We start from the raw sequence: 22438 nt of genomic DNA, 5'->3' as shown, positions 1-22438 counted from the left end.
GCATATGCTCTTTGTTGAAGCATATGCTCGCACACTGGCCTGTTATGTCAACCGTTGGTGACGGCCGCATGACAGCCGCGCGCAGTCGCTCGCGCGGCGGGCGGATGAAGGCGTGACGGGTGGGGTTCAGTCCGCGAGCAGGGCGCGGGCGGTGTCCTCGTCGGTGACGAGGCCGTTGACGATCTTGCCAGTGAGGGCGGCGCGCAGCGGCAGGACTTTTGCTGCGCCCTGGCCGATGCAGATGCGCAGGCGGGCGCTGCCCGGTTCCGGCGGCACGCTGGTGACGCGCAGGTTGGTGCCGCGATCGAGGAAGCGGCCTTCGGCATCGAAGACCCAGCCGGTCACTTCGCCGACGGCGCCGTGGCGGACCATGTCGAGCAATTCGCTGCGATTCATGAAGCCGTCGCGATAGAGCACGGCGTCTTCGCCGATCTGGCTGATGCCCATGACCCAGAGGTCGGCCTCGCCGGCGATGGCGCGGATGCGCCGGATCGACTCGATCTCGACGAGTTGGGCGCGCTCCTCCGGGCTCGAGACATAGAGCGGTAGCGGCATCGGGAAATGCTGTGCCTTGGTGATCTCGGCGAGCTTCACCAGCGTGTCGAACGGGCTGGCCGAGCCATCGGGCGAGATGGTGCCGACCAGCGAAACCAGCCGGTGCAGCGGGCAGGACATCGAGGGCACGCGCTCGATGCTGGCGCGCATCGAGCGGCCGGTGCCGAGCGCCATGACCAGCGATTTGCGCGAGCGCAGCCAGCGCTCGATCAGGACTCCGCCGAGTGCGGCGACGCCGGCCGCGCCGGTTTCGGCGGAGCCGTCGGAGGGGGCGACATCGCAATGCAGCAGCTCGAAACGGTCACGCAGCCGGGCCGCGAGATCCATGCAGGTGCTGATCGGGTGGTTCATCCGGAAGCTGATCAGGCCCTCGCTGCGGCAGAGCGAGACGAGGCGCTGTGCTGCCGGGCGCGAGATGTTCAGGATCTGCGCGATATCGTCCTGCGTGCGCCCGGCGATGTAGTAGAGCCAGCCGGCCCGGGCGGCGTCGTCGAGGCGGGTGCTGTCGTTTTCGGCCATCGCGGTCTCAGTGGGGCACTGGCGCGAGCGCAAGCTCCCGCCAGGATTCGAACAGGCGGTCGGCCCCGGCGGCCATAAGCGCCTGGCGCTGGTCGAGCACGGCGAAATGGCTGCCGGCGGCGAGGCCGTAGGCGGTCATGCCCGCCGCCTTCGCCGCGGTCACGCCGCTGACGCTGTCCTCGATCACCAGGCAGCGCTCGGGCGCGACGCCGCGCTCGCTTGCGGCCAGCAGGAAGAGGTCGGGCGCCGGCTTGCCGCGTTTCACGCGCGTCGTGCTGAAGATCCGGCCGGCGAACAGGTCCCAGAGCTCGGTCTTGCGCAGGCAGATCTCGATGCGCTCCTCGTCGCTGGACGAGGCCACGCAATAATCACCGGCGAAGGATTCGACGGCGTCGCGGACGCCTGCGACGGGCTGGAGATCGCTCCTGAACGCCGCGAAGAGCTGTGCGCGCCAGTCCCGCGTGAAGTCAGCCGAGGCCGGGCGGCCGGTCATTCTCTCGTAATCCTCGATGACTGCGCTGGCCGGCCGCCCGAGATAGCGGCGCATGACCGTCTCCAGATCATAGCTCTCGTCGAAAGGCGAGAGAATATCGACCAGGGTCTGGCAGCTGATGGTTTCGCTGTCGACGAGCACGCCGTCGCAGTCGAGGATGACGAGGTCGAAGGGCTGGCGCGGTGTGAGCATCGGGCAACAGTCGATTTGAACGAATGCTCACATGAAGAGCATTCGCCCGATCATCTGTCAAACTTCGCCCCGGTCAGCGCAGCGCGTGACTGACCTCCGCGGCGCGACGCCAGAGGGCGTGGCGTTCGGCATAGGCCGCAGCCCTGTCAGGGTGCGGCCTGAAGATATCGGCCTCGCCTGACGGTGGCGCGCAGACCGCTTCCGGGCTTTCGCCGGTGCAGGCGAGGCGGGCGAGGCGCGCGGCGCCGAAGGCCGCCCCGGCCTCGGCCTGGCGATAGCGCCGGAGTGGCAGGTTCAAGACGTCGGCGAGGATCGCGAGCCACGTATCCGAACGCGCGCCGCCACCGATGGCCATCGCTTCGCCGATCGGCGATGTCCCGTCTTCAAGCGCTTCCTTGCCATCCCGGAAGGCGAAGGCGACGCCCTCCAGCACGGCCCGGGTCATGGCCTTGCGGTCCGTGTCATGGCCAAGGCCGAGGAAGCCGGCACGCAATTGCGGGTCGTTATGCGGCGTGCGCTCGCCCGAGAGATAGGGCGTGAAGATAACCGGCGAGGGGCGGTCGATCTGCCCGCCGAGCTCGCCCAGCAGAGCCGCTTCGGATTGCCCGGACATGGACGACCACCAGCTCAGGCTCGCCGCTGCGGAGAGATGGACGGACATCTGGTGCCAGCGGCCGGGCAGGGCGTGGCAGAAGGCATGCACGGCGCTGCCCGCGCGGGGCTCGAAGCCAGCTGTCGTGCGCCACAGGACGCCCGAAGTGCCGAGCGACAGGAAGCTGCTGCCGGGATCGACCGCGCCCAGCCCGACCGCTCCAGCGGCATTGTCGCCCGCGCCTCCCGCGAAAAGGGGCGGAGCATCGAAGCCGAGTTCGCGGGCCAGTTCGGGGCGCATGCGGCCGGCGGCCTGCGAGCCTTCGACGAGGGCAGGCATGTGGCTGCGGTCGAGACCGGTCGCGGCCAGCATCCGGTCCGACCAGTCGCGTCGGCCGGTATCGAGCCAGAGCGTGCCGGACGCATCGGACATCTCCTCGATCGCGTCACCAGTGAGGACGAGCCGGAGATAGGCTTTCGGCAGCAGGACCTTGCGGGTGCGGCGGAAGATGTCGGGCTCGTGCTTGCGCACCCAGAGCAGCTTGGGCGCGGTGAAGCCGGGCATGGCGATGTTGCCGGTGATCGCGCGCGAAGCCGGTTCGCCGGTTTCGATCTCGGCGCATTCGGCTGTGGCGCGGCCATCGTTCCAGAGAATGCAGGGGCGTAGCGGCTCGTCGCGCGCGTCCAGCAGCACCGCGCCATGCATCTGTCCGGAGAGGCCGATGCCGGCGCAGCGCCGGAAGGCTTCCGGGGCCGTATCCTTCAAGCGGCGCAGGGTTTCCAGCGTGGCTGCGACCCAGTCCGCCGGCGCCTGTTCCGACCAGAGCGGGGCAGGGCGTGTGATCGTGAGTTCCCGTGCCGCAGTGGCGAGCACGCGCTGCCGGTCATCGACCAGAACGGCCTTGACCGAGGAGGTTCCGAGATCGATGCCGATGAAGCTCACATCAGCTCCTGCTTGCGGTTTCAGCGGCGATCTTCGGGCAGGCCGCCCGGATAGATCATGCTCTTGACCATGCCGGCCTCGTTATCGGCATGGCGGCGGAAGGCAGCCGGCCCCTCCGCCAGCGGGAAGCGATGGCTCACGACCGCCTCGACATCGACCTTGCCCTGCGCCACCAGCTCGATCGCGCGCGGGTAGACATGGCCCATCCGGCGCGAGAACTTGATATTCAGCCCGCGCCGGCGCGCTTCCGCGGCCGGGATGACGTAGCTGTCGCCGTCGGGGATGCCGACCAGCACGACGCGCCCGCCGATGCGGGCGGCGCGGATGGCATCACGGAAACCCTCGGGGGCATTGGTCGCCTCGATCACCAAAGGCAGGCCCTCGCCCTTCGTCCATTCGGCGATGTCGGCGACGCTGGCGCCAGCCTTGCCGGCGCCCAGCCTGAGGGCCAGTTCGCGGCGATGCGGTTGCGGATCGCAGGCGAGGACCTCACCGACGCCGGCCGTGCGCAGCACCTGCAGGATCAGGAGGCCGATCGGGCCGCAACCGATCAATGCCACGCGTTCGAGCAGGCGCGGCTTGGCGAGATCGACGGCATGGATCGCGACGCCGAGCGGCTCGAGCATCACCGCATCGCTCGGCGAGAAAGTCGGGGGCACCGCGACGATCTGCGACTTGGGCACCCAGATGCGTTCGGTCATGGCGCCGTCATGCGGGGGCGCGCCGATGAAGACGACCTCGGGGCAGAGATTGGGGTGCCCGCTGCGGCAATGCTCGCAATGGCCGCAGGCCTGGTTGGGGTCGACGGCGACGAGGGCGCCGCGCGTGAGGCTGAGCTCCGGCAGATCCTCGGTCAGCCAGCCGCTGAATTCGTGACCGGGCACGAAGGGCGCCGCGATCACCGCCGAGCCGATGCCGCCATCCTTGTAATAGTGCAGGTCGCTGCCGCAGAGCCCGACGGCGGCGACATCGAGCAGGGTTTCGCCCGCCGCGCCCTCGCGAAGATTGAACGGGGCGACACGCGCATCGCCGGCGGCGTGAAGGAAGACGGCTCGGGACATGACGATCGAAACTCCCCTGGCGAACAGGACGCAAGCGAACCCGCCTGTCGCCGAAATTGACTTTATCCAGTGCTCTCAAGGCATCGCGGCTAGAGGTCCGTGCTTTGCGGCAGGATCACGAGGTCGCGGATGGTGACGTTGCGCGGGCGGGTCAGCATGAAATGCACGGCTTCCGCCACCTCCTCCGCGTCGATCAGGCCGCCGCGGGCGCGCTCGGCATCGAGCTTCTCCTGCGGCCAGTCGGCGATCAGGGCGGTGACGACCGGGCCGGGCAGGACGGCGCCGACGCGCAGGCCATGCGGGATGACCTGCCGGCGCAAGGTATGGACGAAGGCCTGAACCGCATGTTTCGAGGCGGTGTAGATGGGCTCCCAGACCACGGGGACGACGCCCGCGACCGAGCTGGTGACGAGGATGTCGCCGGTCCTGCGCTCGATCATATGCGGCAGCACGGCATGGATGCTGCGGAAGACGGCGTTGACGTTGAGGTTCAGCATCCGGTCCCAGGCATCGGGATCGCCCTCGCTGACCGGGCCGCCGACATAGGAGCCGGCATTGGCATGGAAGATGTCGAGCGGGCCGGCCTGGTCGAGGATCGCCGGCAGCATGCCGGCGACGGAGGCGGGATCGGTCAGGTCGGTTACGAGCGGGATCGCCTCGTCGCCAAGAGGTTGGCAGGCGCGTGCCAGCGCCTCGCCATCGCGGTCGATCAGCACGACGCGGGCTCCGGCGGCGAGCAGGCGTTTCGCGCAGGCGAGGCCGATCCCCGAGGCGCCGCCGGTGATCGCAGCGGTCTTTCCGGTCAGGTCCTGGGTCACGTCGCGGTCTCCGATGCGGCTTGAATCCGGGCGGCATGCATCAAATCCCGCGCTGCCCGGGCGGCGGTCTGCAGCGTCTCGAACGCGGCGAGGCGGCCCGCGTGCAGTTCGGCGATGTCGCCGCCTGCGGGCATGAAGACGGCGGCGCCCGGTGCCATCCCCGTCATGGCCGCGTCGAGATCGGGAAAGGCTTTCGCGGCGGTCGCCCCAAGCATGGCCGAGCCGAGCAGGACGGGATCGACATCATCGGGCGCCAGCAAGGGCAGCCCGGCGCAATCCGCCAGCACTTGCCGGATCAGGGGATGGCGGCCGGCGCCGCCGCTGAGCACGATCGCCTCGATCGTGGCGCCCTTCGCGCGGCTGGCCTCGATGATCTGGCGCAGGCCGTAGCCGATGCCGGTGAGCCCAGCGACATAGAGCGCGACGAGATTGCCGAGGTCGCGCGCCATGCCGAGCCCGGCGATCACGGCGCGGGCCTGCGGATCGGCATGCGGAGAGCGATTGCCGAGGAAGTCGGGCACGACGATGATCTCGCCGGCGAGACGGGCCGTCTCCGAAGGTGTGGCGGCATGCCGGGCCGCTTGTGCCGCGAGCCAGTCAGGGAGCGAGAGGCCCTCCGTTTCGGCAAGGCGCTGTGCCTCGGGCGCGGCCGGGTGGAAGCCGATGAGCTGTTCGATGGCGGCGCCGGCACCGGACTGCCCGCCCTCACTGAGCCAGAGGCCCGGCGCCATCGCCGAGAAATACGGGCCCCAGATGCCGGGGATGAAGATCGGTTCCCGGCTGCTCGCCATCGTGCAGGCCGAGGTGCCGAAGACATAGGCCATGCGGGTCAGCGCCGAGCCGTGCGGCGAGCGCAGGCCGACCGAGCCGACGCCGCCGGCATGGGCGTCGATCAGGCCGGCTGCGACGGCGGTGCCGGGATTCAGGCCGAGCTCGGCGGCGGCCTGCTCGGTCAGGCCCTGCCCGAGCGCGGTGCCGCCCGGAACGATCTCCGTACCGATCCGGGTGAAGCCGTCATCAGCGAGATCACCCAGGCCGATCTGCCGGAAATAGCCCGGATCCCAGCGCCCTTCATGGGCGAGATAGGTCCATTTGCAGGTGACCGTGCAAGTCGAGCGCGCGAGCGAACCGGTGGCGCGCCAGGTCAGGAAATCCGGCAGGTCGAGGAATTGCCAGGCAGCGTCATAGGTCGCGCGCAGGTTCTCCTTGAGCCAGAGCAGCTTCGGCGTCTGCATCTCCGGCGAGATCGTGCCGCCGACATAGGCGAGGACGGGATGACCGGTCGCGTTGATGCGCTCGGCTTGAGCGATGGCGCGGTGGTCCATCCAGACGATGATGTCGCGTGTGGCGTCACCATGCGGCCCGACGGCTAGCGGCGTGCCGCCCGGTCCGAGCACGACGAGCGAGCAGGTGGCGTCGAAGCCGATGCCGGCGATGTCGTCGGGCGTGAGCCCGGCCTCTGCCATCGCGTCGCGCACGCTCGCGCAGATGGCCTGCCAGATATCCGCGCTCGATTGTTCGGCGAGATCGGGGCCGTCGCGATGGAGCGCGATGTCGCGCTTCGCCGTCGCGAGCATGCGCCCGGCCCGGTCGAAGATACCGGCACGGGCGCTGCCGGTGCCGACATCGATGCCGATGAAATGCCCGCTCATCTCAGGCCGTAGCGCGGTTCCGCCGGCCGGCATGAGCGATATGCGGTTTGTCGAAGCGGCACGTTGTCCTCCAGAGTGTCTTGCCTCCGGGCTCTGCCGGCCCGGTGGTTCGGACGCCGGGCGCCCGCAGGGGGTCTTCGTCAATGCACCGCCTTGGGCGAAGCGGCCGGCCTTTCCGGATTCGGATGGGGATCGGGATCGCGGCTGTTTGGGGCCGCAACGGCGAGGTCGCGCACGGAATCGCGGACCTGCAAGCTTGCCTGCAACACGGAATGGGTGGGTGGCGCCGGGTCGCCGGCCATGCGGGCGCGCAGGCGCGCCCAGGCCGCTTCGGCGATCTCAGCGATCGGCTGGCGGATCGCGGTGAGGCCGGTCTTGCGGGCGCTCATCCAAGGATAATCGTCGAAGCCGACGACCGAGACGGGATCGGGAATGTCGATCCGCATCCGGGCGAGCGCCGAAAGCGTTGCAAGTGTCGTGACGTTGGTCAGGGCGATCACGGCGCTGGGCTGCGGATGCCGTTCGAGCCAGCGCAGGAAGGTCGCCGCGCCGCGATCCGCGTTCGAGCCGAGTTCGATCACGGTCGGCTCGCGGCCGAGCAGGGTCCGGATCAGCGCGCTGGCGCCGCGGACGCGCTCGCGGATCGGCGAGATCGCGAGGCTGGAGGCGGCAAGCAGGATGTCGCGATGGCCTCTGGCGATGAGATGCCGGGCGGCGATCTCGCCGGCCTCGCGGTTGTCGATCGCGACGGTGTCGACGAGCGAGCCTTCCGGCGGCACGCGATCGGCGAAGACGATGGGCAGGCGGCCGATCTCGCCGCGCAGGACTTCGGGAACGGTGTCGGAGCACGGCACCGCGATCAGCCCCGAGGGGCGCCAGGCGAGCAGGGTTCGCAAGCGCGACTGTTCCAGCCCGAGGTCGTCGCGGGAGCTGGCGACGAGGATGTCGTAGCCGTCCTTCTGGGCGAGTACCTCCAGTTGCGAGACCAGCGACGTGAAGAAGACGTCGTCGAGATCGGGCACGAGCACCCCGACGACGCGGGCCTGGCCCGAGCGGAGCTGCGATGCCGCGCGATCGACCTGATAGGCGAGTTCGTCCGCCGCCTTCAGCACGCGCTCGCGCAATTCGGCATTCACCGGCTTGTTGCCGCTGAACACGTTCGAGACGGTCGCGATCGACACCCCGGCGCGGGCGGCAACCTCGCGGATCGTGACGCGTGCTTTATCCATCGCTCAGGCTGTTAAACGTTTTACAGAAAAACGTTTAACAGCGCCAACGAGGCGCTGCAAGTGGGTCTGGCCGCTGTGAGCTTGTCGAGATTTTCGCCGGGGTTCGTCGCTCGGAGGTGGCGAGCGATATGGCCGGTGAACTGCCGCTGCCTCAGCCGGTTCGCGTCCAGCGCAGGAAGGCGGATAGCCGCAGCAGGCTGTTGATGATCAGGGCATAGACCACGTCCGGGGTCTCCTTATGGGAGCCCACGATAGTCCGTGGTGCTTTTAGCGTTGTTGACGCGGCGCAAGCTGCTCCGACAAATCCCGCGACCGGATCGCTCCGATGGGTTGAAGCATCCGGGGAATGCCGGAACGGGTCAATCGCAGGGATTTCCAAGTTTTCGGGCGCTAGGAGAAGAATGTTCCTGCTCTCTTGGCTCGATCTGAGGGCGCGTACCGCGATTGCGATGGGTCAAGGAGGCCTCCATTGCGTGCGGTCTGTCATCAACCTGAATGAGGCGCGTGCTCTGGCCAGCGGCTACAGAGGCCGGTAGCCTTCTGCCTCTGCGTCAACCTGGAGGTCCATGTTGTCCCGTCCTCGCCTGGTGTCGGCCGGCCTGGCTCTGATACTGATCGCCGCGCCCGAAGCGGCAAGGCCGCAGGCCCCGGCCGACATGGCTGCCTGTGCCGACGAGCGCGTGAAGACGGCAATGCTGCAACCCGCGCAATTATCGGCCGCGGAAGCAGCCTGCAGCCGCGTGCTTTCCGGCAGCGCCGCCATGGCGGACCAGCAGAAGGCTTCGTTCTATCGCGGGCTGATGCGCTTTCTGCAGGTGGTGCAGAAGGGCATGGCATCGTCGGGAAAGGCGGATGGCTCGGTGGCCTATGCGCCGCCGACCCTGCTGCAGGTTCGGCCGGCGCTCGTCGATATCGAGGCGGCGATCGGGCTGGACGGTCCGATGAAGGGCGATGCGCTGGCCCTGCGCGCAACGATCAACCAGACGATCGGGCGCAGCGCCGAGGCGCGGGCGGATGTCGCGGAAGCGATGCAGGCGGCTCCCCAGGATGCGACGCCGTTCGTGCAGCGCGCGCTGGAGCATGAGCGCGACGGCGACGTGAACGCCGCCATGATCGATCTCGACCGGGCGCTGGAGCTCGATCCGAAAGCCGGAACAGCCCTGTCGGCGCGCGGCGACCTGCTGCGGCGCCTCGGCTATCTCCAGCGGGCGCGGACCGATCTGGAGGGCGCGGCAGCGCTGGGGCCGCCATTCCGGCGGCTGGCGCTGATGCGCAAATCCGAACTCGAATTGCGTGCGGGCGATCTGCGCGCCGCTTATGAGGACATCGTCGCGGCCTCGCGCGAGACCGGCGACATGCCGAAGGCGGATGCCGCGCTGGCGAGCGCCGATCTCTTCGTGCAAGCGGGGGCGCTGGCGCTCGACAAGCTCAAGGATACCGAGACGGCGGAGACGCTCTATCGCGAGGCCGAGAAGCTCTCGCCGAAGAATTGGTCGGCGGCGCTGGGTCTTGCGCGGGTCGCCGAGGACAAGGGCGAGCGGGCGAAGGCCGAGGCGATCTACAAGCGCATCCTGGCGGGTACGCGTGCGACGCCGAAGCTGCTCGAACGCATCCTCGCTTCCTGGCGACTGAAGCAGCTCTCGCAGCCTGCCTTCCGCGGCACGGGTCCATTCCGCAGCGGGCTCGATTCCGGCGTCGCGCCGGCCAAGCCCTCGCCGGACGGGTTGAAGCGCATCGCCTTCGTCATCGGCTCCAGCGACTATGCCGAGCTGTCGAGCCTGCCGAATGCGCGGCGCGACGCGGCCGTCATGGCGCATGCGCTGGCGGATATGGGCTTCGATGCGATCGAAATCGCGGAGAATGTCGGGAAGGCCGATCTGCGCCGGATTCCCGCTCTGATCGCCGAGCAGGCTGCGCAGGCCGATGTCGTGCTGGTGTTCTATGCCGGGCATGGCGTCGAGACCGGCGGGGTCAACTATCTCGTGCCGACCGACGCGACGCTCGACAGCGGCAAGGCCCTGCAGGGCGATGCGCTCGCATTGCGCGACCTGACGGCGGCGGCGGCCAAGGCACGACGCGGCGCGCTCGTCATCGTCGATGCCTGCCGCGACGATCCCTTCGCGGAGGCGCAGGTGGTGGCGGCTTCGCGCGGGACAGGCGGACGGCAGCTCGCGGCCCTGCCGGCGCGCATCCATGGCGGGCTCGCGGCCGCGCCGCAGCCGGCGCCCAACAATGTCGTGCTGCACTCCACCCAGCCGGGCAAGACCGCTTCCGACGGCGATGGCCTCGACAGTCCCTTCGTGCGGGCCCTGTTGGAGACATTGTCGTCACCGGGCAAGACGCTGGATGCGGTCGTGCGGGAGACGGCGGCCCGCGTCTCCGAAAAGACCGAGGGGCGCCAGGTGCCCGCGGCCTATGGCGCGGCGCCGGCGGTCGCGCTGCTTCCCAAGAAGGTCGCGCGCTAGCTTATTTGGCTTCCGCGACCGTCAGCGTCATCTGGCTGCGCCCGATGCGGCCTTCCTTGTCGGTCGCCTCGATGACGATCACATGCTTGCCGGGCGGCACGATGACGGCAGGCGCCTCGATGCCCGCCGCCGTGACGAAGGGCTTGAGCCGCGCGGTCAGGTCGATCTCGGGCAGGCGCCGATAGGTCACGCGCACGGTTTCGGGGTCGATCGCCACGCTGTTGCGCGGCTTGAACCTGACCGCCAGCCGGAATGTGCCGCTGACCCCGATCGGCGGCGGAGCGACCGCGTCGATGCCGGGGCCACGGGTCAGGTTGCGCTCCTGCGCCGTGCCCGGATCGGCCGAGGGGAGGCGCGCTTCCTCGGCCGTGATCAGGCGGACGGGCTCGACGGCCAGCGCCAAAGAGCCGCTCAGGGCGAGAGCCAGCATGGAAAGAGTGATCGCGCGATATCCTGGAAAACGGCTCATCGGCTTCCCTGTGGGGCTGGTGGCGTTCATGGCGCGATGATCTCCGCGATGCTGTCGCTGCGTCAACCGACCTTCGCGGAGCGGCCCAGACTCTCGCGCGCATGACGGGCGATAGCGTCAGGCGGCGTCCGCCGCATCCTCCATTTTCAGGATCTTGAGGCCGATCTGGACCATCAGCATCGCGTCGGCATCGTCGAGATCGATGCCGGCTTCCGTCCTGATCTTGTCGAGCCGGTACAAGACCGTCTTCGGGTGGACATCGAGGCGTCGCGAAGTTTCGAGCGCGTTGCCATTGCAGGCGATATAGGCTTCCAGCGTCTCGACGAGATCGGCGCGCGCCCGCGTCCTGACCGAGACGAGCCGCTGCAGCGAAGGCGGGACCATCTCCCTGAGCTCGTGCTGCGGCGCAAGCCGGCAGAGCATGCGGTAGATGCCGAGCTCGTGAAAGGCGACGATCGGCTTCGCGAACCGCGCGCGGATGCCGATATTGAGCGCGTCGAGCGCCTGCCGGTAGCTCCGGGGCAGGCTTTCGATATCGGCGGCGATCTCGCCGATTCCGGCATGCAGGGCGGCGCGTTCCTCGCCGCGGGACCAGAGCGCGTTCAGCTCGGCGAAGCGGCGTTCGAGCTGGGTGCGCCATTCGCGGCCCTCGCCGGCAGGCCAGAACAGCACGACATGGCCGCCCCGGACCTGGGCATGGGCATTGTCGATGAGGTCGGTCAGAAGCTGCGCCAGCCGCTCCAGCTTCTTGCCGTCGCCCGGACCGGGCTGCTTCTGTGCCGCCTTGAGGCCGAGCACCACGACGGCGTGCCTGCGCTTCAGGTCCCACTGGATCAGTCCGGCACGGCGATGCAACTCGCTGGAGGGCAGGGCGCTGCCGCCGAGCAGGTCCCCGATCAGGTCGAAGCGGAACTGTTTCTCGACCTCGATCACCGCCTGCTGGCGCAGGAAGTCGAGCGCCAGCGCGTTGATCGCGCTTTCGATGGCGATGGACTGGACGTCTTCCAGCTCGCCGTTCAGTTCGAGCACGGTGAGGTAGAGCCTGACCTCGTCCCCGACGCGGACCGAGAAGACATAGCGGTTGCAGATGCGGTCGTCGGCCTCGGGAGCGGTGATGGTCTGGATGTAATAGGGCGCAGCCTCCTGATGGCCCTCGGGCGGGGCAAGGCTCACCGAGCTGCCGGTGGTGCCGGCGAGGCATTGCAGCTTCTCGTCATAGAGCCCGACCGGATTGCCGATGAAGGTCTCCAGCGATTTCAGGATGCGGAAGGCGCCCTGGTTCGCCAGCGAGGCGCTGAGAAAGTGGTCGCTGATCTCCTTGAAGCGTTCGAGCACGCCGAGCCGCTCGCTGAGGAGATGCTCGGAGATGCACAGCACGATCGTCCGGTAGAGCACGCTGCGCGGAATCTCGATGACGGGCAGGTGGTGCCTGCGCGCGGCCTCGACGATCTCCTCCGGGACCTCCTGCACGAAGAGGCCAGTCTTGACGATCAAGGCGCTGAGCTTGCGGGCCGCGACCTTCTCGATGAAGGCGTCGAGCGGGCGCAAACGGTCGAGCGAATAGAAATTGGTGAGGAGCACGTCGCCGGGCTGCACCCAATCGGTCACGTCCGGGGCCTCGATGACGTTGACGCCCCGCACGGGGTTGGACAGGCCCTCTTCCCCGCAGATCAGGCGGGCCTGCCTGAACGGCGCGAATTGCAGCAGTTCGGAGATCTTGAGCTGATGGGCCATGGTCCGGGCTCCCAGGGTGGCCCGCGCCTGCCGTTCCCGCCGTGCCAGCGACCACTCCGTCACGGCGATCTATGCGTGAATGGTCCGTATTCGCAAGCCAAACCCGGTTAGAACGGTTCGATATTTATCCGCTCTGGATAAAATAAGGCCGGTCAATTTAGGCGGCTTGGCAATGGTTCGCCTGCCGCCGGCTCACTAGGCTCCCCTCAAAAGAAGATCGTTCGACGGCGGGATCGCGCGGCTGGAGCGCGCCCGAGAGGATGGGGACAATCGATGGATAGATCGCTTATCTGGCGAAAGGGCGATTGGGGCGGGTATTTCGGCCTGCTGGCCAACAACCTGACCAATCTGCTCACGATGATCGGCCTGCTGCTCTTCGTCGTCGGCTTCCCCAAGGAGATGGTCTATGGCCGGATCGCGCCGGCCTTCGGCCTCGCCGTCTTCGCTGCGAGCCTCTGGTACACCTATTTCGCCTACAAGCTCGTCAAGGAAACCGGCCGCGCCGACGTGACCGCGCTGCCCTCGGGCCCGAGCGCGCCGTCGATCTTCACGGTGACCTTCCTCGTCATCCTGCCGGTCTATCTCCAGACGAAGGACGCGGAGTTCGCGCTGCAGATCGCGCTGGTCTGGTGCTTCGTCGAGGCGATGATCCTGGTCGGCGGCTCCTTCCTGGGCGAGACCATCCGCAAGACGATCCCGCGCACGGTGCTCCTGTCCTGCCTCGCCGGCCTCGGCCTGCTGCTGCTCGCCATGAACCCGATGCTGCAGTCTTTCGAGACGCCGACCGTCGCCTTCGTGGTGCTGGCGCTGATCTTCCTGAACTGGTTCGGCAAGAAGCCGCTCTTCCCGAAGGTTCCGACCGGCTTCCTGCTGCTTGCCGCCGGCACGGCGCTGGCCTGGATCTTCGGTCTGCAGAGCCCGGCCGAGATCAAGAACTCGCTGTCGACCTTCGGCTTCAACCCGCCGACGCTGCATATTTCGAGCTTCATGCAGGGCCTGCCGCATGCGCTGCCCTATCTCGCCTCGGCCGTGCCGCTCGGTCTCGCCAACTACGTGTTCGACCTCGAGAATATCGAGAGCGCGCATGCCGCCGGCGATCCCTACCCGACGCGCCAGGTGATGATGGCCAACGGCCTGTCCTCGACGCTCGGCGCCTTCTTCGGCAACCCGTTCCCGGTCACCGTCTATATCGGCCATGCCGGCTGGAAATCGATCGGTGCCGGCACCGGCTATACCTTCTTCACCGGCCTGACCATGTTCCTGGTGTCGCTGTTCGGCCTCGGTGCCTTCCTGCTGGCGCTGATCCCGATGGTCGCGGTGGTTCCGATCCTCGTCTATATCGGCATCGTCACGGCCAATCAGGTGGTGCGCGAGTCGCCGCGCGACGAAGTGCCGGTGATCTTCGTCACGATGTTCCCGTGGATCGCCAACTGGGCGCTGACGCTGACCAACAACACGCTGTCGGCCGCCGGCACCGCCGCCAAGACCGTCGGTGTCGAGGCGCTGGCCAAGAAGGGCGTCTACTATCAGGGCCTGTCCAATCTCGGGAACGGCGCGCCGCTGAGCAGCATGACCTGGGGCTGCATCACGATCTTCGCGATCACCGACAAGCCGATGCGCGGCGCGGTCGCGGCGCTGGTCGGCGGCTTCCTGACACTGTTCGGCGTGATCCATGCGCCGACGGTCGGCTTCGCCCAGCCGCACGCCATGCCGCTGGTCTATGCATACTGCATGATTGCCGGCGTCTTCGTGCTCAAGCACTACCTCAACCTGCGCGAGGCGGATCGCACGATCGCCACCGGCGAGATGAAGCCGGCCGCCCAGGCCAGCAAGGCATGAACCGGCGAGGCGAGCCCGCCGCCTGCGGATGGGCTCGCCTCGCTGCCGCCTGCCATGCCTTTCGCGGCGCCCGTCCGGGCGCCGCACCACCGATCGACAGGAAGACCCGATGAACGCCCCGTCCGCCAACCCACCCCTGATTGCCGCCGCCGACAAGGGCGACATGGCCGCCGTCGAGCGCCTCCTCGCCGAGGGTGCCAAGGTGGATGCCAAGGACGAGACCGGCCGCACGGCGCTGATGGCGGCGACCCAGAAGAACAACCTGCCGCTGGCGCGGCGCCTGATCGCGGCGGGCAGCGACGTCAATGCCCGCGATATCACCATGCTCTCGCCCTATCTCTGCGCGGGCGCGAATGGCTTCAACGAGATCCTGAAGCTCGCCATCGCCTCGGGCGCGGATCCCAACAGCGTCAACCGCTTCGGCGGCACGCCGCTGCTGCCGTCGAGCGAGAAGGGCTTCTTGCGTACGGTACGGGTCTGCCTGGCCGCGGGCATTCCCGTGAACCGCTCCAACGATCTCGGCTGGTCGGCGCTGCTGGAGGCCGTGATCCTCGGCGATGGCGGCCGGCTCTATGGCGACGTGGCCGAGGCTTTGGTCGAGGCGGGTGCGGACCAGCATCTCAGGGATCGAGACGGCAAATCGTCGCTGGAGCATGCCCAGGCGCTCGGCCAGGAGCGCGTCCTGAAGATATTCCGCGGTGAAGGCGCTGCGGCCGGGCCGGGTGCCGAGGCGATCCGGCAGGCTAAGCGGGCCGAGAAGGCGGAGCGCTACGAGGAGGCGCTCGCCATCGTCGATGCCGCGCTCGCGCAGCATCCGGGCGATGCCGATCTCGCCTACTACAAGGGCTATTATCTCTACGAGCTTGGGCGCAACGAGGAGGCGATCCGCGTCTTCGAGGCGGTGCTCGCCGCCAATCCCGCCGCCATCGAGTTCCATTTCTACATCGCCTATGCCTGGCGGGCGATGAAGCAGCCGGAAGCCGCGCTCGCGGCCTTCGACGCGGGCATCGCGAAACAGCCGGACGAGCTGTTCCTGCGCTACCACAAGTCGAACTATCTGCGTGAACTCGGCCGGCACGAGGCCGCCGTTACCGTGATGGACGAATTGCTGGCGCGCTCTCCCGGCCGCTACGATTTCGCCTTCCACAAGGGCAACAGCCTGCGCTCGCTCGGCCGGCACGAGGAGGCTATCGCGGCGATCGCGATCGCGATCGCGTCCGATCCCGGCAACCCGCTCTACCGCCAGCACAAGGCGCAGTCGCTCCGGCTGCTCGGCCGTGAGGCCGAGGCGCAGGCCGAGCTTGCAGCGGCAGGCCGGCCTTCGGCCGCCCGCGCCAGCTGAATGCCGGCCTGGCCCGCCCCGATGCGCGCGCATGTCACCATGCAGGCAAGGTCCGGCGACGGCGCTTTCCTTGCGCGCGTGAACGGCGCGGCCTTCGCGGGCGTGGTCCACAGTGCCTTCCGCCGGGCGGTCAACATTGCTTGCCTGAGCAATGGCGAATTGCACACGCTCGTCACCGGCGATCTCGATGACGGGCCGAACTCGCTGGTCGTGGTGACCGAGGATTTCCTCGCGATCGGCATCTGCCAGGGCGACAGCGTCCGGGCTGGAGGCGGCAGCCTCGCCATCGCCGGCAAGGCGATGGTGAATGTTGCGGGAGCGGCGGTCTGGCGCACGCCCGTGCCGGAGACGCAGTGCGCGGCCGGCCTGCTGCGGCGCCGGCTGGCGGAAGCCGAGGCTGCGATCTGGCGCAACGGCACCCCCGGCGGCTTCATCGAGGGCATGGCCGATACCGAGGTCGCGCGACTGACGACACGGATGCTGCATGAAGGCGCGGACGGGCTCGCGCTCGCTCTGGGGCGGGGCGACACGGATGCGGCGCTGGCCCATGCCCGCCGGCTCCTCGGCCTTGGGCCGGGGCTCACGCCGTCGGGCGACGACTTCCTTACCGGGCTGCTCGCGGCCCGCGCGCTCTGCCGGCGGCAGGCCGATCTCGGCAGCGATGCTTTCGCGCACGGCGTGATCAGGCTCGCCAAGAGCGCGACCAACCCGATCGCCTACGCGGCCATCGCCAAGGCGGCGCGCGGCGAGGTCCGGGACCGGGTCGCGCGCCTCATCATCGCGCTCGGCAGCGCAACGGCGGAGCCGCCTTCGCAGGCTCTCGCGCAGGTTCTCGCGATCGGCTCCTCATCCGGGACCGAGATCGCTTTCGGCGTCATCCGTGGGCTGGCGTCGCTCATTGACAACGGAGAATGGGATCATGGCCATCAAGACCGCCATTAAGCGGAACACCTATTTCGACTCGGTCTCGCTGATGTCGGTGACCGGGCGGGCCAACGCCGTCGCCGGGGTCGACCAGGCGATGATCGGCATGGGCACCGCCATGAACAAGGAGGTGCTGCAGAATGTCGGCATGCTGACACCGGAGGCGGCCGAGGCCCAGAGCGGCGACCTGATGATCGTGGTGCGCTCGGCGTCCGACGAGATCGCCGAACAGGCGCTGGTCGAGATCGACGAATTGTTCAAGCAGAAGGGCGGCAACGAGAGCGGCCGCAAGATGAACTACGCGACGATCGAGTCGGCCGTCGCGCATGTGCCCGGTGCCAATCTCGCGATCATCGCGGTTGCCGGCGAATTCGCCAGCCGCGAGGCGCGCCGCGCGCTGGAGAGCGGCCTGCATGTCATGATGTTCAGCGACAACGTCTCGATCGAGGACGAGGTCGCCCTCAAGACGCTCGCCCATGACAAGGGCCTGCTGATGATGGGGCCGGATTGCGGCACCGCCTATATCGGCGGCGTCGGGCTGTGCTTCGCCAATGCGGTGCGCGCCGGCAATATCGGCATCGTCGGCGCCTCCGGCACCGGCAGCCAGGAGGTCGCGGCCCGCATCCATGATTTCGGCGGCGGCATCACCCAGATCATCGGCACCGGCGGGCGCGACCTCAACGAGAAGGTCGGCGGCATCATGATGATCGACGGCATCAACGCGCTTGCCCGCGATCCGGCGACCGAGGTGATCGTGCTCGTCTCCAAGCCCCCGGCGAAGTCGGTGCAGGACAAGGTGCTGGCGGCGGCCGCGGCCTGCGGCAAGCCGGTCGTCGCCTGCCTGCTCGGCGGCTCGGAGGAGGCGGTCACCAGGGCCGGCCTGCTATTCGGCAAGACGACCAAGGAGGCCGCGCTCAAGGCCGTCATCCTCGGCGGCAGGAAGGAAGAGGAGATCAACAAGCGGGCGCTCAACCTGCCGTTGATCGCCGAGACCCGCGCCAAGCTGAAGCCCGAGCAGCGCTATATCCGCGCGCTGCTCTGCGGCGGCACGCTCTGCGAGGAGGTGATGCTGATCGCCAAGGAGAGCTACGACAACGTCTACAGCAACATCGCCAAGGACCCGGCGCGCAAGCTGAAGGACGTCTCCACCAGCATCGAGCATACCTTCATCGATTTCGGCGACGACGATTTCACCCGCGGCCGGCCGCACCCGATGATCGACCCCTCCCAGCGCCTCGCGCGATTGGTGCAGGAGGCGCGCGACCCCTCGGTCGGCGTCATCGTGCTCGATTTCATCCTCGGCTACGGCGCCCATGAGGACCCGGCCGGCGTGATGATCCCCGCCCTCGTCGAGGCCAAGCAGATCGCGGCGGCCGAGGGCCGCCATCTCGAGATCCTCGGCTATGTCCTCGGCACGGATCTCGACAGCCAGTCGCTCGCCGAGCAGACGGCCAAGCTTTCGGAAGTGGGCGTCACCATCGCCAGCAGCTGCACCAATGCCGGCCTGCTGGCGCGCGGTTTCGTCTCCAAGGAGAACTGATCATGTCCAGCATCAACGACCTGTTCAGCAAGGTCAGCGTCATCAATGTCGGCCTCGAAATGTTCAAGGACGACATCGAAAAGCAGGGCGGCAGCGCCGTCCATCTCGACTGGCGCCCGCCGGCGGGCGGCAAGCCCGAGCTGATCGACGCGCTCGAAGCGCTCGCACGCCCCGAGATCGCGGCGCGCATCGAGAAGGCTAACCAGGAAGCGGTCGAGCGCATCCTGAAGTCGCAGCCCGTGCTGGTCGGCTTCGGTCCGGCGCTCGAAGTCGTGCCCGGCATGACCAAGACGACCATTCTGCATGCCGGCCCGCCGATCACCTGGGAGCGGATGTCCGGCCCGATGAAGGGCGCCGTCACCGGCGCGCTGGTCTTCGAGGGGCTCGCCAGGAACCTGGAGGAGGCGGCTGCGCTGGCGGCTTCCGGCAAGATCACCTTCTCGCCCTGCCACGAGCATAACTGCGTGGGCTCAATGGCGGGCGTGACCTCGGCCTCGATGTTCATGCACGTGGTCAAGAACAAGACCTATGGCAACGTCGCCTACACCAATCTCAGCGAGCAGCTCTCCAAGATCCTGCGCATGGGCGCCAATGACGAGACTGTCATCGCGCGGCTGAACTGGATGCGCGACGTGCTCGGCCCGATCCTGCGCGAAGCCATGCAGATCGCCGGCGAGATTGACCTGCGCCTCCTGCTCTCGCAGGCGCTGCACATGGGTGACGAGTGCCATAACCGCAACGTGGCCGGCACGACGATCCTGATCCAGAAGCTCGCGCCCTTCATCCTGGAGACCTCGTTCACGACGGCCCAGAAGCGCGAGGTCTTCGACTTCGTCGCCAGCAGCGACTATTTCTCCGGCCCGACCTGGATGGCGATGTGCAAATGCGCGCTCGACGCCGCCCATGACGTGCCGCACTCGACCATCCTGACGACGATGTGCCGCAACGGCGTCGAGTTCGGCATCCGCATCAGCGGCGTGCCCGGCTTCACCTGGTTCACCGGCCCGGCGCAGAAGGTCATCGGCCCGATGTTCGCCGGCTACAAGCCGGAGGATTCCGGCCTCGATATCGGCGACAGCGCGATCACCGAGACCTACGGCATCGGCGGCTTCGCCATGGCGGCGGCGCCGGCCATCGTGCCGCTCGTCGGCGGCACGGTCGATGAAGCCATCGGCTTCTCGGTCCGCATGGCCGAGATCACCACGGCCGAGAACCCGAACGTCACGGTGCCCCTGCTCAACTTCAAGGGCGTGCCGACTGGCATCGACATGCGCAAGGTGCTGCAGACCGGCATCATGCCCGTCATCAACACGGCCATCGCCCATAAGGAAGCCGGCATCGGCATGATCGGCGCCGGCATCACCTATCCGCCAATGGAGGCTTTCGAAAAGGCTCTGCTGGCCTTCGCGCGTCAGGAAGGCGTCGCCGGCTGAAGACTGCCGCGGGCCGCCTCTCGCGGCCCGCGTTCCGCATCAACGAACAATTTCAACATGCGTCGCGACCTGCCGGCCGGCGCGTGGGAGGAGGATTCATGACTTCGATCGACGCCGTTCCGGATCGCCTGATCATCGCCATCGGCGGCAACGCCATTCATCCCGAGGGCATCCGCGGCACGGCGGCGGAGCAGGAACAGCTGGCTGCCGAGACGGGCGCCGCCCTGCTGCCATTGATGGAGCTCGGCTCGCAGCTCATCATCACCCATGGCAATGGCCCGGTCGTCGGCAAGATGCTGCTGCGTCACGCCATCGCCCGCCATCGCGTCGCGCCGATGCCGCTCGACATCTGCGTCGCGCATAGCCAGGGCGGGATCGCCTATCTGCTGACGCAGGCGCTGGAGAACGCGCTGCGCGCCAAGGGCAATCCGCGCGAGGTGACCTGCGTCCTGACGCAGGTCGAGGTCGACCCGAACGACCCCGCCTTCCAGAACCCGTCCAAGCCGATCGGCTATTTCTACACCGAAGAGGAGGCCAAGGCGCTCAGTGCCGAGATGGGCTGGCTGATGAAGGAGGATTCCGGCCGCGGCTACCGCCATGTCGTGCCCTCGCCGCTGCCGCAGCACATCGTCGATTTCGACCTCGTGCAGGCGCTGGCCGAGAAGGGCGCAGTCGTGATCGCGGGCGGCGGCGGCGGCGTGCCGGTGGTACGCCAGCCGAACGGCCAGAGCCGTGGCGTCGAAGCGGTGATCGACAAGGACCGCACCACCGCCAAGATGGCGAACCTGCTCGACATCCCGGACATGATCATCCTGACCGCCGTGCCGCGCGTCGCCGTGCATTTCGGCAAGCCGGAGCAGCGCTTCCTCGATCGCGTCAGCCTGTCCGAGATCAAGCGCCTGCATGCCGAAGGGCATTTCCCACCCGGCAGCATGGGCCCGAAGATCGACGCGGCCGTCCAGTTCATCGAAGGCGGCGGCCGGCGCTGCATCATCGCGCGCATCGAGGATGCGGTTGCGGCGCTGCGCGGCGAGGCCGGCACGCAGATCGTCTCCGACGAGGCCTTCGCGGCGGCGGCCTGAGTTTCTTCGACGCTTGTCGCGTTTCTCGGAACCGCGCCGATCCGGGATTCATCGTAGAGCTCTGAGCCCTCCGATGGATCCCGGGGCAGGCCCGGGATGACGGCGTGGTTCCGAGGACAAGGACCAGTCTTAGTCAGGTGAATTGAAGCGGGCGGCCGGAATGACCGGCGGCCCTTTTTCATGCTGCCGGCCGTCTATCGGGCGACAAACGAAAACGGCGCCGCGAAGCCTGAAGCCTCGCGACGCCGCTGATGAGAGGGGATCGGTCCGTCAGGCGATGGGCTGGGTCAGTTCGCCATGGCGGGCGACGATCTTGCCGCGCTTGACGACGGTGCGGTCGGCGGGGCGCTCGACGATGGCTTCGCAGATGGTCTCGCCGGGCAGGATCACGAGATCGGCGATGCAGCCGACATCGAGGCCGTAATCGGCGATGCCCATGGTCTTGGCGCCGGCATAGGTGCAGACGTCCAGCGCCAGCTCCATCTCCTCGTCGCGGCGGAAATTGTTGCGCAGGCCGACCAGCGTCGCCCGCTCCAGCATGTCGCCCATGCCGTAGGGATTCCAGCTGTCGCGCACGCCGTCCGAGCCGCCGCTGATCACGACGCCGGCCTTGATGCAGGCCATGACCGAAGGCGCCGGCGAGGCGGCAGGTGCCGTGGTGACCAGCGCGATGCGCTCCTTGGCCAGGTCCTCCATCAGGCGGCGGACATAGTCGGCATCGGGCATGCCCAGGCAGAAGGCGTGGCTGATCGCGACCTTGCCTTGCATGCCGAGCGCACGGGTGCGCTCGATGATCAGCTCCATCGAGAAGGCGCCGACCTCGCCGCGCTCATGCAGGTGGATGTCGAGCGGGCGGCCGTATTTCTCGGCGAGGCCGAAGATCGCGTCGAGATGGCCCTTGGGGTCGCGGTCGAGCGTGCAGGGATCGAGGCCGCCGACGACATCGGCGCCCATTGCCATCGCCTGGTCGAGCAATTCGAGCGTGCCGGGCCGGATCAGCATGCCGGATTGCGCGAAGGCGACGATCTCGACATCGATCACGTCCTTCAGCCGCTCGCGCATGGCCATGACGCCCTCGATGCCGGCAAGCCCGGTCTCGGTATCGACGTCGACATGGCTGCGGATATGGGTGGTGCCCATCTTGACCATCTGGGCGACGAGCCGGCCGGACTGGCGGTTGGCGTCGATGCCGAACTCGCGGCGGTTGCGGCGTTCGGTCTCGATCTTGTCGATCAGGGCGGGGCCGGCGGTGTGCCGGTGCCAGCCCATGCCCCAGAAGCTCTTGTCGAGATGGGTGTGGGCTTCGATGAGGCCGGGGATCATCAGGCGGCCGCCGGCATCGAAGGTTACGTCCGCCCCGGTGGCGCCGGCGCCGACCGCGGCGATGCGCCCGTCACGGACCAGCACGTCCGTTGCCGCGCCGCCGGCCGGGCGGACATTCCGGATCAAGAGGGTATCAGTCACGAGGCGTCTCCTTCTTCCAGACCGGCCCAGGCCGGCTTCTCAACGTCGATGACGGCTGCGGCGGCCGGATCATAGAACCGGTCGCCGCAGCCG

General features: G+C 68.1%; 17 protein-coding genes. 7 read left to right on the top strand and 10 right to left on the bottom strand.

Annotated features, from left to right (window positions below; genetic code table 11):
- Positions 1-126: 126 nt before the first annotated feature.
- From WFK61_RS06060 to WFK61_RS06030, 7 genes are all read right to left on the bottom strand, one after another.
- Positions 127-1074, bottom strand: coding sequence for a sugar-binding transcriptional regulator (locus WFK61_RS06060; protein WP_336810644.1), 948 nt, complete (start codon positions 1072-1074; stop codon positions 127-129).
- Between the two features lie 7 nt (positions 1075-1081).
- The gene (locus WFK61_RS06055) at positions 1082-1759 is read right to left on the bottom strand and encodes an HAD family hydrolase (RefSeq protein ID WP_336810643.1); all 678 of its coding nucleotides are present in this window, start codon (positions 1757-1759) and stop codon (positions 1082-1084) included.
- Positions 1760-1832: 73 nt separating this feature from the next.
- Positions 1833-3293 carry a xylulokinase gene (gene xylB / locus WFK61_RS06050; RefSeq protein ID WP_336810642.1) on the bottom strand — a complete coding sequence of 487 codons (1461 nt, stop codon included), beginning with the start codon at positions 3291-3293 and terminating at the stop codon, positions 1833-1835.
- 20 nt (positions 3294-3313) lie between these two features.
- A complete protein-coding gene (locus WFK61_RS06045) occupies positions 3314-4354 on the bottom strand; it encodes a zinc-dependent alcohol dehydrogenase (protein ID WP_336810641.1) in 1041 nt (346 codons plus the stop codon).
- An 89-nt stretch (positions 4355-4443) separates the two neighbouring features.
- On the bottom strand, positions 4444-5172 hold the full coding sequence (locus WFK61_RS06040) for an SDR family oxidoreductase (protein ID WP_336810640.1): 729 nt from the start codon (positions 5170-5172) through the stop codon (positions 4444-4446).
- On the bottom strand, positions 5169-6824 hold the full coding sequence (locus WFK61_RS06035) for an FGGY-family carbohydrate kinase (RefSeq protein ID WP_336810639.1): 1656 nt from the start codon (positions 6822-6824) through the stop codon (positions 5169-5171). Before WFK61_RS06035 ends, WFK61_RS06040 begins: the two co-directional genes overlap by 4 nt.
- 140 nt (positions 6825-6964) lie before the next feature.
- Positions 6965-8053: a LacI family DNA-binding transcriptional regulator gene (locus tag WFK61_RS06030; RefSeq protein WP_336810638.1), complete on the bottom strand. Its 1089-nt coding sequence runs from the start codon at positions 8051-8053 to the stop codon at positions 6965-6967.
- Between the two features lie 566 nt (positions 8054-8619).
- Here WFK61_RS06030 and WFK61_RS06025 point away from each other — a divergent pair.
- A complete protein-coding gene (locus WFK61_RS06025) occupies positions 8620-10518 on the top strand; it encodes a caspase family protein (RefSeq protein WP_336810637.1) in 1899 nt (632 codons plus the stop codon).
- Position 10519: 1 nt separating this feature from the next.
- Here WFK61_RS06025 and WFK61_RS06020 read toward each other — a convergent pair whose 3' ends face one another.
- Together WFK61_RS06020 and WFK61_RS06015 are read right to left on the bottom strand one after the other, a co-directional pair.
- Positions 10520-10948, bottom strand: coding sequence for a hypothetical protein (locus WFK61_RS06020; RefSeq protein ID WP_336810636.1), 429 nt, complete (start codon positions 10946-10948; stop codon positions 10520-10522).
- Positions 10949-11104: 156 nt separating this feature from the next.
- A complete protein-coding gene (locus WFK61_RS06015) occupies positions 11105-12721 on the bottom strand; it encodes a PucR family transcriptional regulator (protein ID WP_336810635.1) in 1617 nt (538 codons plus the stop codon).
- A 273-nt stretch (positions 12722-12994) separates the two neighbouring features.
- On the opposite strand from WFK61_RS06015, the gene WFK61_RS06010 reads away from it, so the two are divergent.
- The 6 genes from WFK61_RS06010 (at position 12995) to arcC (ending at position 20881) form a co-directional block, all read left to right on the top strand.
- A complete protein-coding gene (locus tag WFK61_RS06010) occupies positions 12995-14560 on the top strand; it encodes a SulP family inorganic anion transporter (RefSeq protein ID WP_336810634.1) in 1566 nt (521 codons plus the stop codon).
- Positions 14561-14669: 109 nt separating this feature from the next.
- On the top strand, positions 14670-15902 hold the full coding sequence (locus WFK61_RS06005) for a tetratricopeptide repeat protein (protein ID WP_336810633.1): 1233 nt from the start codon (positions 14670-14672) through the stop codon (positions 15900-15902).
- Positions 15903-16844, top strand: coding sequence for an oxamate carbamoyltransferase subunit AllH family protein (locus WFK61_RS06000; RefSeq protein WP_336810632.1), 942 nt, complete (start codon positions 15903-15905; stop codon positions 16842-16844).
- Complete coding sequence (fdrA, locus tag WFK61_RS05995) at positions 16822-18366, top strand: acyl-CoA synthetase FdrA (RefSeq protein ID WP_336810631.1); 1545 nt, start codon at positions 16822-16824, stop codon at positions 18364-18366. The genes WFK61_RS06000 and fdrA overlap by 23 nt, the downstream gene beginning before the upstream one ends.
- A gap of 2 nt (positions 18367-18368) precedes the next feature.
- Positions 18369-19799, top strand: a complete 1431-nt coding sequence (locus tag WFK61_RS05990) for a YlbE family protein (RefSeq protein ID WP_336810630.1) — start codon at positions 18369-18371, stop codon at positions 19797-19799.
- 98 nt (positions 19800-19897) lie between these two features.
- Complete coding sequence (gene arcC, locus WFK61_RS05985; protein ID WP_336810629.1) at positions 19898-20881, top strand: carbamate kinase; 984 nt, start codon at positions 19898-19900, stop codon at positions 20879-20881.
- A 270-nt stretch (positions 20882-21151) separates the two neighbouring features.
- Here the strand turns inward: arcC and WFK61_RS05980 are convergent, their stop codons facing one another.
- The gene (locus WFK61_RS05980; protein WP_336810628.1) at positions 21152-22345 is read right to left on the bottom strand and encodes an amidohydrolase family protein; all 1194 of its coding nucleotides are present in this window, start codon (positions 22343-22345) and stop codon (positions 21152-21154) included.
- Positions 22346-22438: the final 93 nt, after the last annotated feature.

The sequence above is a fragment of the Allobosea sp. MMO-172 genome (assembly GCF_037147855.1).
GTDB lineage: Bacteria > Pseudomonadota > Alphaproteobacteria > Rhizobiales > Beijerinckiaceae > Allobosea.
Note: the sequence above shows the minus strand (reverse complement) of the source record. Positions and strands in the feature narration are given on the sequence as shown.